10 protein-coding genes are annotated in these 15,903 nt (G+C 58.6%); 4 read left to right on the top strand and 6 right to left on the bottom strand.

Going from position 1 to position 15,903, the window contains the following annotated elements:
- Positions 1 to 232: 232 nt before the first annotated feature.
- The 4 genes from SH410x_RS20780 (at position 233) to SH410x_RS20765 (ending at position 4,854) form a co-directional block, all read left to right on the top strand.
- Complete coding sequence (locus SH410x_RS20780; RefSeq protein ID WP_473670420.1) at positions 233 to 1,141, top strand: hypothetical protein; 909 nt, start codon at positions 233 to 235, stop codon at positions 1,139 to 1,141.
- A 47-nt stretch (positions 1,142 to 1,188) separates the two neighbouring features.
- On the top strand, positions 1,189 to 3,033 hold the full coding sequence (locus SH410x_RS20775; RefSeq protein ID WP_473670419.1) for a hypothetical protein: 1,845 nt from the start codon (positions 1,189 to 1,191) through the stop codon (positions 3,031 to 3,033).
- A 116-nt stretch (positions 3,034 to 3,149) separates the two neighbouring features.
- Positions 3,150 to 3,851 carry a YceH family protein gene (locus SH410x_RS20770; protein ID WP_473670418.1) on the top strand — a complete coding sequence of 234 codons (702 nt, stop codon included), beginning with the start codon at positions 3,150 to 3,152 and terminating at the stop codon, positions 3,849 to 3,851.
- 100 nt (positions 3,852 to 3,951) lie between these two features.
- On the top strand, positions 3,952 to 4,854 hold the full coding sequence (locus tag SH410x_RS20765) for a rhomboid family intramembrane serine protease (RefSeq protein WP_473670417.1): 903 nt from the start codon (positions 3,952 to 3,954) through the stop codon (positions 4,852 to 4,854).
- A gap of 1,011 nt (positions 4,855 to 5,865) precedes the next feature.
- Here the strand turns inward: SH410x_RS20765 and SH410x_RS20760 are convergent.
- The 6 genes from SH410x_RS20760 to SH410x_RS20735 form a co-directional block, all read right to left on the bottom strand.
- Positions 5,866 to 9,402 (bottom strand): PPi-type phosphoenolpyruvate carboxykinase family protein, encoded by a 3,537-nt coding sequence (locus SH410x_RS20760; RefSeq protein ID WP_473670416.1) that lies wholly within the window; start codon positions 9,400 to 9,402, stop codon positions 5,866 to 5,868.
- 465 nt (positions 9,403 to 9,867) lie between these two features.
- Complete coding sequence (locus SH410x_RS20755) at positions 9,868 to 10,488, bottom strand: DUF3467 domain-containing protein (protein ID WP_473670415.1); 621 nt, start codon at positions 10,486 to 10,488, stop codon at positions 9,868 to 9,870.
- A gap of 54 nt (positions 10,489 to 10,542) precedes the next feature.
- Positions 10,543 to 12,009: an anthranilate synthase component I family protein gene (locus SH410x_RS20750; protein WP_473677365.1), complete on the bottom strand. Its 1,467-nt coding sequence runs from the start codon at positions 12,007 to 12,009 to the stop codon at positions 10,543 to 10,545.
- A 2-nt stretch (positions 12,010 to 12,011) separates the two neighbouring features.
- Positions 12,012 to 13,484, bottom strand: coding sequence for a UDP-2,4-diacetamido-2,4,6-trideoxy-beta-L-altropyranose hydrolase (gene pseG, locus SH410x_RS20745; RefSeq protein WP_473670414.1), 1,473 nt, complete (start codon positions 13,482 to 13,484; stop codon positions 12,012 to 12,014).
- Positions 13,485 to 13,486: 2 nt separating this feature from the next.
- Positions 13,487 to 14,815 (bottom strand): hypothetical protein, encoded by a 1,329-nt coding sequence (locus SH410x_RS20740; RefSeq protein ID WP_473670413.1) that lies wholly within the window; start codon positions 14,813 to 14,815, stop codon positions 13,487 to 13,489.
- A gap of 55 nt (positions 14,816 to 14,870) precedes the next feature.
- Complete coding sequence (locus tag SH410x_RS20735; RefSeq protein WP_473670412.1) at positions 14,871 to 15,806, bottom strand: glycosyltransferase; 936 nt, start codon at positions 15,804 to 15,806, stop codon at positions 14,871 to 14,873.
- Positions 15,807 to 15,903 lie beyond the last annotated feature (97 nt).

Genomic DNA, 15,903 nt, shown 5'->3' with positions numbered 1-15,903 from the left:
GCCCTGGCGACCACGGAAATATCGCGACAATAGGCCAAACCCGTGATGATAGCAATTCAGTGCCCACGGCGCGGAGGCCGATGCGCTAAAAAACCGACTATGATGCAGCGACGATGATGCCGCGCTCCGTAGCACCAGGAAGCACGCCGGTGGCAACGTCTGGCGAGGGCCGCTACCTAGAATTCGCTGCGTTTTTATTGTTTCGCTGCCTCAATCGATGAAAGTAAATGAAATGGAATCAGCTGGGCCGAGTGCACCGGACCACGGCGATCCCGACCGAGTCCTCGTCTTTGTGCTGCGTTGGTCGGCCTTCCTGTGCTTCGCGGGCTGGACCTGGGTGCACTTCTATTGGGAGGGGCCCTACGGAATCTTGCTCTGGCACGACAGCACGTACGAGTTCGCGAATCGATGGGGCATCAGTTGGGACGAATTTGTCGGAACGGGTAGCGAGGATGGCTGGTTCCAAAAATGGATCGCGCGCATCGGTTGGCTCTATCTCGCATGCATGGTGTTGACACTGACCGTACGCGCTCGATCGTACTTCCAGATGGCGGCTCTGGTCGGGGGCGGAGGGTTGCTCGTCATTTTGAGCTATGCGAAGTATGTCCAGTCTCAGTTTCAGCTGCCCATGTTCATTGAGCATGGGGGGCAAATGCTCGCTCCGGTCCTGCTGGTGATGGCGCTCACGCTGGGCGCTCGTCACCGGGTCACCGTCGGCACCGCGATTCTCGCAGTGGTCATGACGTTCGCGGGCCACGGCAGCTATGCGCTCGGATGGTGGCCGACCCCTGGCACGTTTTATGGGATGATCTGCATTTCACTCGGCGTTGAGTACGAAACGGCAAATATCCTGCTGCGTTGTTTCGGTGTCCTCGACTTCGTTGTCTGTATCGCGATGTTCATTCCACCCCTGCGGCGGCCGGCGGCGATGTACGCGGTCGTGTGGGGATTTCTCACCGCGGTGGCGCGGCCTTTCGCGGGCATGTCGTTGAGTTTGAACTATTGGGGCGCTGACCAATTCCTGCAGGAAGCCGTTCTGCGGGCACCGCATTTTCTCATTCCGCTCTATCTTGTTATCCTGTGGGGTCGCCAGCGATCAGTCAGCGATTCCACGCCACCGTCCCACGAAGTCACCGCTTGAACTCATCGATCGCAGAATCCAGCATCATTTTTCCAGTAGGAAACACCATGAACTTACTCAATCGTACCGCTCTTTGCTGTTTGGCTCTTTTACTCGCCTGTCCCCCGGCTATTGCGCAGCAGAATCGTTCCCGGCAAAGACAGCGTGCAGATCTGAGTATCCCCGATGTCGCTAAAAAGGATCTCATTTGTTTTGCCCTGTACACCGTCCATGACCACACCCTGAAGCTCACCGCCCAGCTCTATCCACTATCGCCGAGCGATTCAACGACCGTCCGTTTGGAGATTGAGAAAGAGGGTCAATGGACCGAAGTGGCACAAACGACCGTGATCGAACCCGGCTGGACGGCCCCCTTTCGTGTGGAGAATTGGGATGATTCGAAATCAGTACGGTATCGCGTCGCACATGGCACCGAAGCGTTCTACGAGGGCACCATTCGCAAGAACCCAGTCGATCAGGACGAAATTGTCGTCGCGGGGTTTACGGGCAACTCTATCCAGCCCGCCCATGGCGGTGACATCTCTCGCCAAGACCTCATCGACAACGTCAACAAAGTCGACGCCGATGTGCTGTTCTTTTCCGGCGATCAAGTCTACGACCACAACCGGCACTTGGCCGCTTGGCTGAAATTTGGACGCGACTTTGGTGACATCATCAAAGATCGTCCGACGATTTGTTTGCCCGACGATCATGATGCCGGCCAGCCCAATCTGTGGGGCGAATCCGGCAAGATCTCGACTCTCAGCGGGGCCGCAGATGGTGGATATTCCAAGCCCGCAGTCTATGTCAAAGAGGTCGAACGGGCCCAAACCAGCCATCTTCCCGATCCCGTTGATCCCCGTAAGGTCCATCAGGGCATTGGGGTTTATTTCACCAATTTGAATTGGGGCAATATCGATTTCGCGATTCTCGAAGATCGCAAATTCAAAACCGGTCCCGCCGGCCGAGTGCCCAAGCAAGGCCCCCGTCCCGACCATATTCGCAATCCAGACTATGACCCCGCAAGTGTCGATGTCGAAGGCGCTATCCTGCTCGGTGACCGTCAATTGAAGTTCCTTGACGAGTGGGCTCAGGACTGGCGTGATGCCGATATGAAAGTCGCCCTTTCGCAAACGATTTTCTGTGGGGGGGCCCACATTCATGGAGACGCCAATGGGCGTCTGCACGCAGACATGGACTCCAATGGCTGGCCTCAAACAGGGCGTAATCGAGCCCTCGCCGGGCTTCGTAAAGCGTTCGCGTTTCACTTGGCAGGTGACCAGCACTTAGCCACACTCTTTCATCACGGCATCGACGAGTACCGCGACTCGGTTTGGTCGTTTTGCGTACCCTCGATCGCCAACCTCTACCTGCGTTGGTGGGAACCACTCGAGCCCGGCGAAAACCGCGAGCCCGGCGCGCCGGAATATACCGGCGATCAGCTCGACGGATTTGCAAACAAGATCACCAACTACGCCGCTGCCAATCCTGAAAAACGACCCGCTGGCAATCTCCTGAATACACGAGCGGCCGGGTTTGGCATCGTTCGATTCAATACGAAAACCCGCGAAATCGTGATGGAATGCTGGCCCCGAAACGTCGACGTGACCGACCCGACTGCGAAGCAGTATCTCGGTTGGCCACGAACGATCTCGCAGTTTGATAACTACAACCCGCCGTCCTGGGGCAAGCTCGGTGAACTGTCCTTCGATATTGAGAACCCCGTGGTGCAGTTGATCGATGCCGCCAACAATGAAGTGCTGTACACCGTTCGCGCCCAAGGCAAGACGTTTACCCCAGGTGTTCCCAAGGGCCGGAGCTTCATCGTGAAAGCTGGTAAAGACACACCGAGTGTCGTCGTTGCCCAAGACGCGAAAGCGGGATGTGCCCCGATCGCGGTGGTGATTGACTGAGGGATCCTCGGCCGCCCCACCGCTGGGCTACGCATCCGCCGCTGAAATGATAAGATTCGGCGGCGGCTCGCCCCCCGTTTTCGATCCTCCTCCACCTGCCCTCCCCACTGCCTGTCATGAGCGACGAAATCAACCACGACGCCAAGCCACTTGCCAAACCGATCTCTGCGACGGCGCGTCGTTGCCTCGGTGTGTTAATTGAAAAGGCGAAAACGACTCCGGATTCCTACCCGCTCAGCCTCGCGGCAATCGTCACGGGCAGCAACCAGAAATCGAATCGTGATCCCCAGATGAACATCAGCGAGGATAACGCGTTACTCGCTCTCGATGAACTACGCGAAGCCGGCGCGGTCCGTGAGATCCAAGGCAGTGGCCGGGTGACGAAATATCGGCATGCCGCCTATGAATGGTTTGACTGCGATAGCCCCGGGGCGTCGATCATGACCGAGCTGATGTTGCGTGGCCCGCAAACCGTTGGCGAAATTCGCACTCGGGCATCACGCATGCACCCCTTCGCTGATCTGGCCGCCACGCAGGCCGAACTCGATGCGTTGGCCGAGAAAGGGCTTGTGTTTGCCATCACGCCACCGGGCCGCGGTCAAACGTTTGCTCACACACTCTACACACCCACCGAGCGACAGCACTTGGCGGCTAAAGTTGAAAAACAGTCCAGTGCCGCCGCGCCGACTTCGCCCCCCGCGGCAGCCCCCGGAGCTGCTGCCAACGAGAGTCGCATCGACAAGATTCAACAACGACTCGATGAGGTCGCCGCACGTCTGGAATCTCTCGAACAGAAACTTGCTGATTGGGAAAAGTAGGCCGCCACACCGCCATGTTGTGGATCTTGCTCCAGACCCAAGGTGCAGCGTTCTTTTGCAGACTGTCGATAAAGCTGACGGATCTTGAGCAAGGTCCACGATGGAGTTTAAGTCACGTAACATGCATGCCCTCGTTTTCCAATCCCAGCACCGCGCCGCAAGCCAAGAGATTTGCATGGTGTTGGAGTCCATCGGCATCGCGTCCGAGCTCGCTCGAACCGAGTTGGGCTGGGGTGTGGTGGTCAGCGATGATGACCTTGCTGCGGCCAACGCCGAAGTCGATGCCTATGGGCAAGACAAAGCCTCTGAGCCGATACCGGTCGCCGCCCGTGACCCGTTGCTCGGCGGCGCGTTCGTGGGAGTCGTTTTCTACATCGCGATCTTGGTGTCGGTGGCCGTCCTCAACCAGGTTTCAGCCTACGGTGTGCACTGGATGGTGGCTGGCGAGATGCGTGCGGGGCCGGTGATGTCGGGCCAAGTGTGGCGAACCGTGACCGCATTGACGCTCCACGCTGACACGCTGCACCTGCTGTCGAATCTCGCGTTCGGCAGCGTGTTCGGATTGCTGGCCGGACGCATTCTCGGTGGCGGTGTGGCGTGGCTAGCGATCGTTTGGGGTGGCGCCCTCGGGAACCTGCTCAACGCGGCCCTCCGTGAGCCCGCACACCTCTCTATCGGTGCCTCGACGGCTGTCTTCGCCGCCCTCGGGATACTCGTGGCACTGGCGATGCGTCCTCAAGCCGATTGGCGATCAGCGACTGCCATGCAGCGTTGGAGTCCACTCGTCGCGGGGATCCTGTTATTGGCGACACTTGGCCTCGAAGGCGAGCGAACCGATGTGCTCGCCCACGTGACAGGCTTCGTGGCGGGGCTCGTCATCGGCGGTCTGTGCAGTTTATTGCCCACACGCCTACTCGCCAGCTCGCGTGTGCAGTTCGGGGCCGCGGCCGCCACGCTGGTTACTTTGGTGGGTGCGTGGATGCTGGCCGCCGCAGCCGGGTGAACACTTGATGGACTGTTTTCAGGCCAAGGGCCCGACAGTGTGTGTGCAAGCGTCGCCAGCCAATGGGCCATCCCAATGTCGCCACGCCTCGGGGCGTCGATGCTGTTCATTCAGCGTTCTGCAGACGTTTCTGCGAACGCTGAATGAACTCTTCGGTGATCACCAACGGATTTGGACGGTATTGGCAACCTGCTCGGATCAAAACAAATCGCTTTTGGATGTCCTGCGAACATCACTGGAGCACTTCTTTCGCGGCCAGCGCCCGCCGCCACTGCTACCAGTCGGCAATGGTATACAAGCCACGCTCGAAGGTAACTATTCCTTGCCTGTCCCTGTTCTACCCTCCCCGGGTGGGATGATCTTCGATCCCTCCGGGATCCGGACGAGTTTCTCTGTTCATTATCCGGTGGTGGCGCTGCGCTTACCGGCTATTGTCTCAGATATCCCTCCGGGATACACGACACGATCCCGATCGTATCGAACAAATCTCGCACCCTCATCGCTCTGTCACGAGCTACGCCGCTCACCCGCTTCGCTCCCACCGCGAAGCGGTTTTCAGACAATAGCCGGAGGTCGCTGCAACGCAGCACACCTCCGGTAACCAAAATCGAAGACGGCAGTGGACCCCGGATGGGGTCCAAGACCGCTCACGCGAACCGAAATAGCACCTGGTTATCGTTTAGGCCGAGGCCCTTGGAGAGGAAAAGAGGGCCACCCACTTTTCCCCCCGGTCGGCAATGGTATACAAGCCGCGATCGAAGGCAACTATTCCTTGCCTGTCCCTATTCTATTGCGTGGACAACGCCATTCGGTACCTGGCACCTTCGATTTCCGCCCAGGAAGCGTTCAGCGAACGCTGAAGTCACAACATGAGGACGCCCCGCGGGGGGGCGTCCTGTGGCTGGCTTCTTAAGGAACGAGCGGGAAATAAGTGGCCGAACGCTCCGCGGTCGGAATCGTGGACCGCGGAGCGTTCGACCACAATTTCAGACCGTCAATTTACGTTCGTTCCTAAGTCGTTTCGGCGAGGCGATTAAGCAGCACGGGATCGTTGGACGCGGGGCTCATGGGGTCGAGCCCAATCGTGCCGACGAGCGAATCGATGTAGGTATCCGACTCGGCCAATACCCGCTGCGAGGCAGCATACTCAAGCCGTTGGCGAAGCCCGAGACGCTCGACCGCTTCCTCGTTCTCGGGCCGGTCAATGAAGGCTTGCAATCGCTCCTCAAAGGCTTTCCAGTGAGCGATATCGTGGGTCTGTTTTGTTCGCAATCGCCGCTGATACCAATCGCTGGCGATCAGTTCGTCGCGATCGAATAGCTTGCGAACCTCGGGCGAATCGATGGTGTGACCGTTGTGTTCGCCCTTGGCCATGATGTCGAGCACCGCTCGCAGCGGTGGACACGCCAGTTCGTAACCGAAGTCATTGAAGTAGCTCTGCGACACACGGGTTTGGGCTTCGGCAATTTGCAGGACCCCATCGGCAAACGCATCCAAGTCCTGCTTCTCCGGTCGTAAAATCGATTCTGGGAAGATCTTCACAGGGTTATCAAAGACGCGAGCGAGGTAGGTTCGTACAAATTTCTGCGTCACCCGGTAACCGAGTCGACTGGCCGGGATCAAGGTGCCGTTGTGCTCAAAATCTTGCACCTTCTCGAGCATCCGATCCGCAATGAGTTGTGCCGGGTCACGCTCGTCCGCAGACATCCGACACCATACCTCTGGGATCAAGAGAGAAATATCGTGCCCCACTTCAAAGTTCGGGCCGATATGTCCCGCTGGTGTGCTGAACCCACCCAGCTGCGTCAAGATCATCGAGACGATGGCGGAGTTCATATCAATCGCGGGATGCAATGCGTTGAAAGGCCCTTTCGTGAGTGCCCCTTCACTGCCGGCTCCCGTCGTGCTGGGGCTCTTTCCTGTGAGGGAGCAGACCCAATCCATGATCAACTCGGGCATCTCTTGGTAATGCAGCGGCGAATAGACCGCCAGCGACCGAATGCCAGCTTCGCGGTCAGGTGGATTGTTGCGGCGACCGGCAAGCACGGCGCCCACGGGCGTCAGAACGCTCTCGCTGGCCTCGAGTTTGCGATGCAACTGGATGCCCCGCATGGCCACGTAAGTATCCAATTCACGCACCATGTCGGGGCGATCTTGGAGATAACGAGGATTCTTGGTTCGGGCGCCGTTGACGATGCGGGGGTCCGCGGTGCTGACGACGAAGCCATCGTTGGCGTTAGCAGCCTGCTCGATCAACTCCTCCATCGGACCGGTGAACTTATCAAACTCGATCGCGTCACGCATGATCTCGCGGGCCTGCTTGCTCGTCAGCGGTTCAAAATTGCTGATGAAGTTACCGGGACCGGACAGGTCAAGTTCGGTTTGCTTGTCGAGACCACGATGGACGGCGTCGTCGGGCCGTTGGAACAAGCGGTACTCGCAGTTCTCGACGAATTTGTAGCTGCCCGCCTCACTGATCATCGATCCGAGCGAATGCACGCTGCCCGCTGGGACGACCACGCTACAGGAAATATCGTCCTCGCGTTGCACCTTGGCGGCCGCGATGAAGTCCTGGCGAAGTTTGAAAGTCCGCCAACGGGTGTCCTCGAGACCAACGCGAAGATAGCTACCCACAAGTGTGCGGTCGCCGAGTTTGAGTTCATGGCCTGGCGAGCCGTTGACAATATCAACGCGGAAATGCTCGCGCCAGCTCACGTCCGCAGACGCTCCGCTAAAGCGTTTAACAATCAGGGCGATTGCGTAGACATGCTCAGGAATCGAACGCAGCCACTCGTTGTAGGCGTCGTTGTATTCCGGCGACGGTGTCAGCAGCTGAATCACGCTGCCGAGCGAACGGGTGGGGTCGAGCACACTGCGACTGGCACGGTCGGTGTAGACTTTAGGCCCCTCGGCGCCGTCGGCCCACCGCGTGCTGTAATCCTTGGCGAAAATCTCGTCGACGAGTGCAAAGTCCTTCTCTTGGTCTTTGACAAAGATCGGGCCGTACAACATGTAGTCACGCAGACTCTTGCTGATCTCGCTCTTGCCACCACCGCTGACCGTGCATGGTTTGTGACAGAAGACGCCCTCGGCGGATGTGCCGATCAATCGCCAACTCGGTGCGTGCGTGTGTTTTTCGAGTTGCAGCTTGTATCCGCTCGGCGCGATGTATACCTGATCCGGCGATAGCGGGATCGATTGCGTCATCCCGTTGGCATCTTTCCAGCGAATATGGCGGTGATGCAACGACGCAAAAGCACTCTCGGGGATGTACAAGACTTCCGGGAAGTTTTTATCAATTCCATACCCCTCCCTCTGCACGTCAACGAAATCACTGTATCGCTCAGCGACATCCGCGAAGGTTTGGCCGTTGTACAAACGGCTGTTGACTTGGAAATGATCGCCAAGTGAATAGGAGGCAAACGCGAGGGCGCCACCGGCGTGTTCTTCCTCGGCGCCACCCATTAAGTTGGCGGCGAAACTGAGTTGCGTTTTGACTTCTTTTTTGCAGTAGCCGTAGTAGTTGTCGGCGATCAAGGTCACGATCACACCGGAATCGTCTCGGCATGTCAGCTTGAATGCGGAACCGTCATTGTACAGTTCCGATTCATTCTTCCAGCACATACCGTCGCGACGTTGCCGCTTGGTCGCGTCGTCATGATGCGGCAGTCCGACTTCTTTCTTGGTGAGCTTGACCAGGTGCGTCGCTAGGATCACGCAGCCCGTATGACCGCTCCAGTGCCGTGCATCCAGACCCGCGTCGGCACCTGCGACCAGCGGATCGCCGGCGTTTCCAAAAATAGACTCGACGAAATCGAGATTACTGCAGTGAACTCCGGGGGCAAAAAACCGAGTTTCCATCGATTTTGCTTCGCTGACGCCCTGCACTGCGGGAGCAACGAGGGGCCGCAGCATCAGCGACACCCACGTCCGTGCCGGATCGGGCGAACCGCTGGTGTAAGGGAGTTCGAGGTCAGCAGCGGGCGGGTTCATGGCCGCTGCAAACATCTTCACGAACACGGCCTTCGGCACAGCACGCTTGTCACTCGGGATCGGCAAACTGCCCTCCACGATGTGAAACGTCCCCGCCGTCGTCCGGCGATCGGACCGCGGGTTGTTCAAGACGCCATTGAAACAGCGATATGACTTAACCAGGTCGCTCTCAAAGCTGTTTTTCCCCAGCGGGAGGCTGAGTTCGCGGGCTTGACCATGACGGTCGAGCGAGAGTGAGCGGGTGGGCAACTTGAGCGATCCGACACCCGAGCAATCTGAAAAATATCGTTTCAGAAACGCTTCGATGCGACCATCGATCGGGGGTTGGATTTGGCGCAGAATCGCGTTGCGTTCGCGAAAACTTTCTAGCAGTTCACGCGGCAGAGCCGACTCCGGTTGCGCCTGTCCGGACTCATCAGGCGGCGTCAGGCCAGCCATCGCGAGTTGAAAAGTAAGGTAACTTTGTCGGCGTTGACGCTCGGCCGGCGATGAAGCCAATTCAGCGTCCCAACCCACGGTTCTTTGCAGTTCAGCGGAATCACGAAGCAAGGACATGGAGCGGCCTCTCAGGGGTGGAAACGATGTTTAGCAAGAGCGGCAGAACCCGCCGGCAGCAGGCCCTGTCGCATCGCTAGCTTATCAAAATGCCGGAAAAGAGACAGCGGGCAGGGCGGTTCCAGCGTTTGAACGTGTGGCGAATTCGCCGTTAACACGCAATTAGGGGCATTCAATTTGACGTCAGTCCCCCCCGTTCGTCGCAGCGGGTACGAGATTGGAACCCCGACGGTTTTCGGCAGCCCCGGATGGACCCCTGGGCCGTTGGAGCGGTTTGCGGGCACGCGGGATCGCGGTCTCGAGCGACTTCCGTCGCGATTTCGATCGCGAAGCAACGAGCGGAAAATAAGTGGCCGAACGCTCCGCGGTCGGAATGGTCGAGCGCTCCGCGGCGGAAATCGTCGACCGCGGAGCGTTCGACCACAACTCAGACGGTAAACTTCCGCTCATTCCTAGGCGATGTCCTCAGGCGATGTCCTCAGGCGGTTCGGTCGGCTTCTGTGGTCCTTCGTCGGCGAGATGTTCCGGAGGCGGGTTGCGCCGCTCCTGCAGTTGACGCACCGCGCCCTTGAGTGAATCGAGTAGGCGTGGGACCTGACCGGCGGCCAAGTACACGCGGGCGCTAACGGCGGATTGCGGGAAAAAACTCGTCAAGAAATCTAAACCAAATTCGGTGGCTCCGTGTCCGATCATCACCCCGGTTGCATAGGCGCCCGACAGCACTTCGTCGGGAAGTTTCAGGTCGTCATAGAGTTCCTGCGGCGTGGGCCGTCGCTGGTCGGGGTTTGTCGGGACCGGCGGCGCCGAGGGCTCACCAAAACGACTGCGATAGATATCCAGATTTTTCTGCAAAGCATCGACGAACTGGGGCATCACAGGATGTGGGATCACAACCCGAGCAGCAACGCGATGGGGTCGTCCCACCGTTTGCAAAAAGTCGATAATGAATTCCGTTGGCCCCGTCATGACGATCGCGCCAGTACTGAAACAGCCGCCGGCGACGTGATCAGGAACCCGCGCCCGCAACGCGGGATTTTCATCGGGTGATGGTTGGTCGGGATCAGGCTCAGGCTGGTCAGGATTCATAGAACGCGGCCGAAAAGGGAGGCGGGAGGTTGGTCTCCGAGTGTCTTCTTCAATCTAGTCTGCCAGCTCGATTGCTTCGAGGAGGCTGGCCGCTTTGACCCATGTTTCTTCGGTTTCCTGCTGCGGGTCGCTGCGTGCGGTGATGCCGCCGCCGACGGGGAACTCCCAGATCGCCGCATTCTGTTCGTTGAATTTTTGAGTCACGGTGCGAATCAAAATATTGAAGTCCGCCGCGCCACCGAGACTGACGTAACCGAGCGAACCGCAATAGGCGCCCCGGGGCCGTCCCTCCAACCTCGCGATGGTCCGCATGGATTCCATTTTGGGTGCCCCCGTGATGCTGCCGCCGGGAAAGCAAGCGGCGAGCAGATCGGAAATGCACGCATCCGGGCCGAGCACGCCGCGGACGGTCGACACCAGGTGTTGAACTCGTTGGTACTTCTCGAGTTCGCATAGGCCGGTGACTTCCACGCTGCTGTCATTGCACACGCGCGACAAGTCGTTTCGCATCAGATCCACAATCATGATGTTTTCCGCCCGGTCCTTCTCACTGGCGAGAAGTTCTTCCCCGAGTCGCGTGTCGGTCGCGAAATCTCCAGTGCGGCGCACGGTTCCCTTGATTGGACGTGTGACGACAATCCGCTCACCCTCGGCGCCACCGCGAACCTGCAGAAAACCTTCCGGCGATGAGCTGATGACCTGATACTCACCGCAATCAAAATACGATGCGTAGGGAGCCGGGTTTTTGAGTCGTAACCGCTGGTACAGTGACTCCGGGGAACAGGTGGCCGGATGCGTCAGGGTTTGTGCCAGGTTGACTTGGAAGGTGTCGCCTTGGCGGATTCGGTCGATGATTTCTTGCACTCCGGCAGCAAACTGCTGATCGGTGAAATTACTCGTTACCTTCGCCTCGCCACCATGCTCGCCGGAGCGTGGATTACTTTCGATGTCGCCACGCTCGCCAGGGCGTGGTTGACTTGGCGGCGTCTGCTCGAGCCACTGCATCACCTGATCGGCGCGTTTCTCGGCTCGCCCCGCATCGAGCGTGAAGGTTTCGCTCAATCCGGTACTGAGCAACCAGACCTGATTCAGTTGATGGTCAACGGCAATTGTCCAGTCATAGAGCCCGATGGCCATCCCCGGTATTGCCGGGGTCGCTGCATGGGCCTCTGGCCGCAGTGACGGTTCCAGCCACCACGCCGCTTCGTAGGCGATCAGCGCGACGATGCCGCCACAGAAGGGCGGCAGTGACTCAGTCGCCAAGGGGCAATGCTGCAGGCTGCGACACCACTGTTGCAGTACCGGCCATGGATCGGGGGAGGCTGTGTCGGCCAGACACCAGGCGACTGGATCCGCTGTGAGAAAGGAATAGCGGCCCCGATCAAGCAGGTGATCCGAGGCCGAATCGAACCACGCGCAGTAGGGAAGACGGCTCAGACGCTGAAACCAAGGCGTCAGGTCCATGCCGCTGGCCCGATCGAGCCGCCGGGCGACGGGGATCGTTCGGTTGGCAGTGGGCATCGTCATGCGTTTCGAAATTGATAGGTTTGATCGGCTTGGGTTCGTTCCCATCCTAACCGCTCGAAGCATTTTGCCGAGGCGGTGTTGGCCTGCTTTACCGTGGCGACAAAACGCCGGACGCCTGCATGCTGCATCGCGGCGATTCCCAGTCGTAAAATCTCACGGCCCAGCCCCCCGCCTCGTGCTGCGGCAGCGACCGAGAATCCGATCAGCCAATCACCCTCGGAGGTCAGCGACATGCGAATCTGTCCGACAGGTTGCTCGTCACGCATGGCGACGAACATCCTGCGATCGTCGCGATCGAATTGGTTGTCGAACCAATCACAGTGCTCAGCCCACGTGATCACGCTGCTTTGGAGCGAGTTCTGACGGACGACCGGATCGTTGGCCCAGTCAAAGTACATCTGACGATCAGATGCCATCGCCGGTCGTAGCCACACGCCGGTGCCCATGGCCGCTGCGAACCGATCGGCGCCGCAGCCATCGACCCAGTCCCGGTAGCGTCCGCGATTCCGATCGCCTGCCGAGAGGGATTGCAGAAATTTCTCAAGGGCATGGCAATCGATCTGCTGGGCCGACCTCAGCCCGACGGCAATCTGTTGTTGCACGAGCTCCTCGTAGATCGGTTGCTGGTTCTCCGCGATGACGATAATGGCCGCCCGTAGCCCAAAGTACATCCACTCCCAGCACGAACTGCCCCCCGCCGTGATCGCGGCATCCGCCCAGACGTACTGCGCGGGCATGTCGTCAACGCCGGTTAGCAATTCAATTTGGTGCGGCGACTCGGCGGCTTGCCGTGCGAGGCTGTCATGATGCGGGTTCGCCATTCCGACGAGGACGCGTACTTCGAGCGGCGGCGTCTCGCAGCAGTCGAGCAGGGCCAAAAGCCTGCCGGTGACGTTGTCGGGGTCACTGCCGCCGAGAGTGACCAAGAGCCGTCGTGAACGGGCGGGAGACGACTCTTCGGTGTCGCGCTGTTTGCGCAGAAACTCTTCACGCAGTAACGCATACCGGGTTCCAAATAGTCGTTGACAATCAGCCACATCACACGCGTACGGTTCCCGCGAGGCGTGCGGGTTCTGGTTGACGATTACGTCGGCCGACCACAGCGGGCAGTAATCGAAATCGGTCACGACCGCTAAACGCAGTGACGCGTCGCGAATGGCCTTTTGAAATTCCAGCGGAAAATGGTAGCCGTCGGCGACGACCCAGCGTGCATCGATCTGGTGGGCGACGTCGATCGTCACCTGCTGATCGCCATCCTCATCGCTCGGCGGCGGATTATCCATGTCGTGTAGCAAAATGGATTCGCTCGCGACACGCGCCGCTAGGGCTGGTGGCAGCGACCGTGAAAGCAGGTGGGCTTGGCCACCGCGTCGTCGCCATGCTTGGGCCAGGGCCAACATGCGCATCACATGCCCCGTACCCGTTTGGACGGACGCGTCAGCACGAATGAGGAGAACGGGGCAGGGCATGCTCAGGCTCCCTGTTCGCAAGCCGGTGAATCATCCAGCGATTTTGCTCGTGCGCACGCCAGCTCGCCACCGAATTCGATCGCAAGAAAGAGACTGAAGAAACAGCAGCAAAGGGGCGCCAGCCATGTCGGGTCCCCTCCCTCCGGTGTGATGAACTTGCCGATTTCATAGCTCCCCATCGTCACAAGAGCCAACACAAAGAGTGCCCAACCCGCCACATATTTCTTTCGGACATGACAGATTCCAATCCAAATTCCATAGAGCGGCCCGACCATCGCATAGGTACTGTTTTCAGTACGGGGATTGAACAGCATCAGGTAGATGACCGTCCATCCAAAGAACCACAGGTACTGTCGAGACCGGGGCAGATTTCGCGTTGCCTGGATCACCGCGGCGAGAACCAAAATTGCTGCGAGCATCCGAACAGGATTTTGAAACGCAACGGGAATCGCAAAGCCGAGCTGAGCACACATCCCAAATAGCTGTGCCCATTTCGCCGATGTGCCGGCATCCGATGCTGCCTGCAGCATGGTGGCGCAGTCGAGGTACTGTTGCCAAGCGTACGCGGGGGACTGCAAAACGAGCGGCAGGGCAAACGCAACAAGCGAAAAGAGTAAAAGTGGCACACGCGTCCTGGGGGCGATGGCAAAGTACAGCAGGAGCGGGACCACAGCGAGCGGTTTGACGCACACTGCCAAGACCGTCATCAAGCTGCAGACAATCCACTTTTGGCGATACCACGAGTCGACGCTGAACAGAATCAGAGCAGTCATCAGCAACGTCGATTGGCCAATTCGTAGGCAACTCAACCCCAGCAAGGATGTGAGCAAGGCGACGCGCCACTGAATCGCGAGCCGGTTAGGAACGGGCGGGAAATGACTGTCTGATATGGTGGTCGATCGCTCCGCGGTCGACCATTCCGAGCGCGGAGCGTTCGGCCACTTGTTTTCCGCTCGTTCCTTATCCGGTCCGTCCGGCCCCGTCCCCGGGCATACGCGTGCGACCAATAGCATGGCGGCGAACGCGAAGCTGGCCCATGAAAACAAACGCCACAAAACATCGCCACTATATTCCCAATGAGTCACCGACGATGCGACGGCGAAAGGAATGTGTATCAGAGCAGCCTGCGGCAAATAGATAAATCCGCCGCCGGTGACCATGGATGTTTCATAGAGCGACTCGCCGTGCATCCAACGCTCGGCGGCGTGCTCATAGTGAAATGAGACCGAGCGATCAGGAGTGGCGAGGAAAACAGACAGTCCAATGACGCAGGCGACGACGAAGATCGAGATCGAATATCGATCAACGCCACTTTGCAAGTTCAGTTTCATAAGTGAATTTCAATAGCATTCGATAGAGTAGACCGGCCTGGTTGCGAACATGCCCCTATGCGGCCTTGCGTTCTGGATCATGAAACGGAAGCGACACCCTGTTTGGAGCTTCGATCGTCGAATGCACGGGTTCCAGATGGCATTCGTGATCATGCTCAAAATGGCCAGGCAGTTTGATGCCGAAACGATATACCAACGCGATGCGCAGGAGTTCGAAGGGGGCCGAGAGAAATACTTGAAGTCGCAACTTCGAACCGGCGACATCCCGCCATTGCTCGAGAGGGTATTCGAAAATTTCGAAAGACCTGGCGATGGCATCCGGTCGATCGTCGGCAGCGTTTTCCTGTGCGAGAGTTCGGAGGCGAGCGAAGAGCTCGACGTCAAACAGCCATCGACTCATGAATGGGCTGCGAAATAGTTCATGGGTGCCGTCCTGCACGCGAAATACTTTCGCACCACATTGGGTGTCGCGTATATTCAAGCCCAGCAAGCAGTCCGCCATCAGGGCAAAGCCAGCACCGCACCACCGCCGCATTCTCGCACGCTCGATGTGGCGTCCGCGTAGGTTTAGTCGTGCACCCGTCACGACGGAGATGTCTTGGCGGCGTATCGCCACGTCCACCAGCCTTGGGATCTCCTCAATAGGTGTGGCTAAGTCGGCATCGAAATAGCCAAGGTAGTGAGGGGGTGAGCCGGTCCCCACGGGAAATCGCTCGAGCGCATGTAGGATGCCCTGTCGAACCGATTCTGCCTTGCCGCAATTCTTCGACAGGCTCAATATCTCCACACAATCTGCTGGCGATGATTGTTGGATACGGCTGAGTACTTCCACGGTATCATCCGTGCTGCCATCGTTAACGAACAGCACTCGAAAACGGTCGTTGGCAAGGAGGAAGTTCGCGAAACTACGGTGGTCTAGCCTTTTCGCTTCGTTGAAACAAGGCACAACGAGTGTCGTGTGCACTGCTGTTCGATCAAGGGCCTGAGTCATCTTGGGCTTTCGGTTATGGCCGCAATCCTACCGATCAGACACGCCGTTGATCAGTAACGGGTGGGACGCTAGCAAACCGAGGCCAATCACCGCAAGG

This window comes from Rhodopirellula sp. SH410, assembly GCF_055811895.1.
This window is presented reverse-complemented; position numbering and strand designations above follow the sequence as displayed.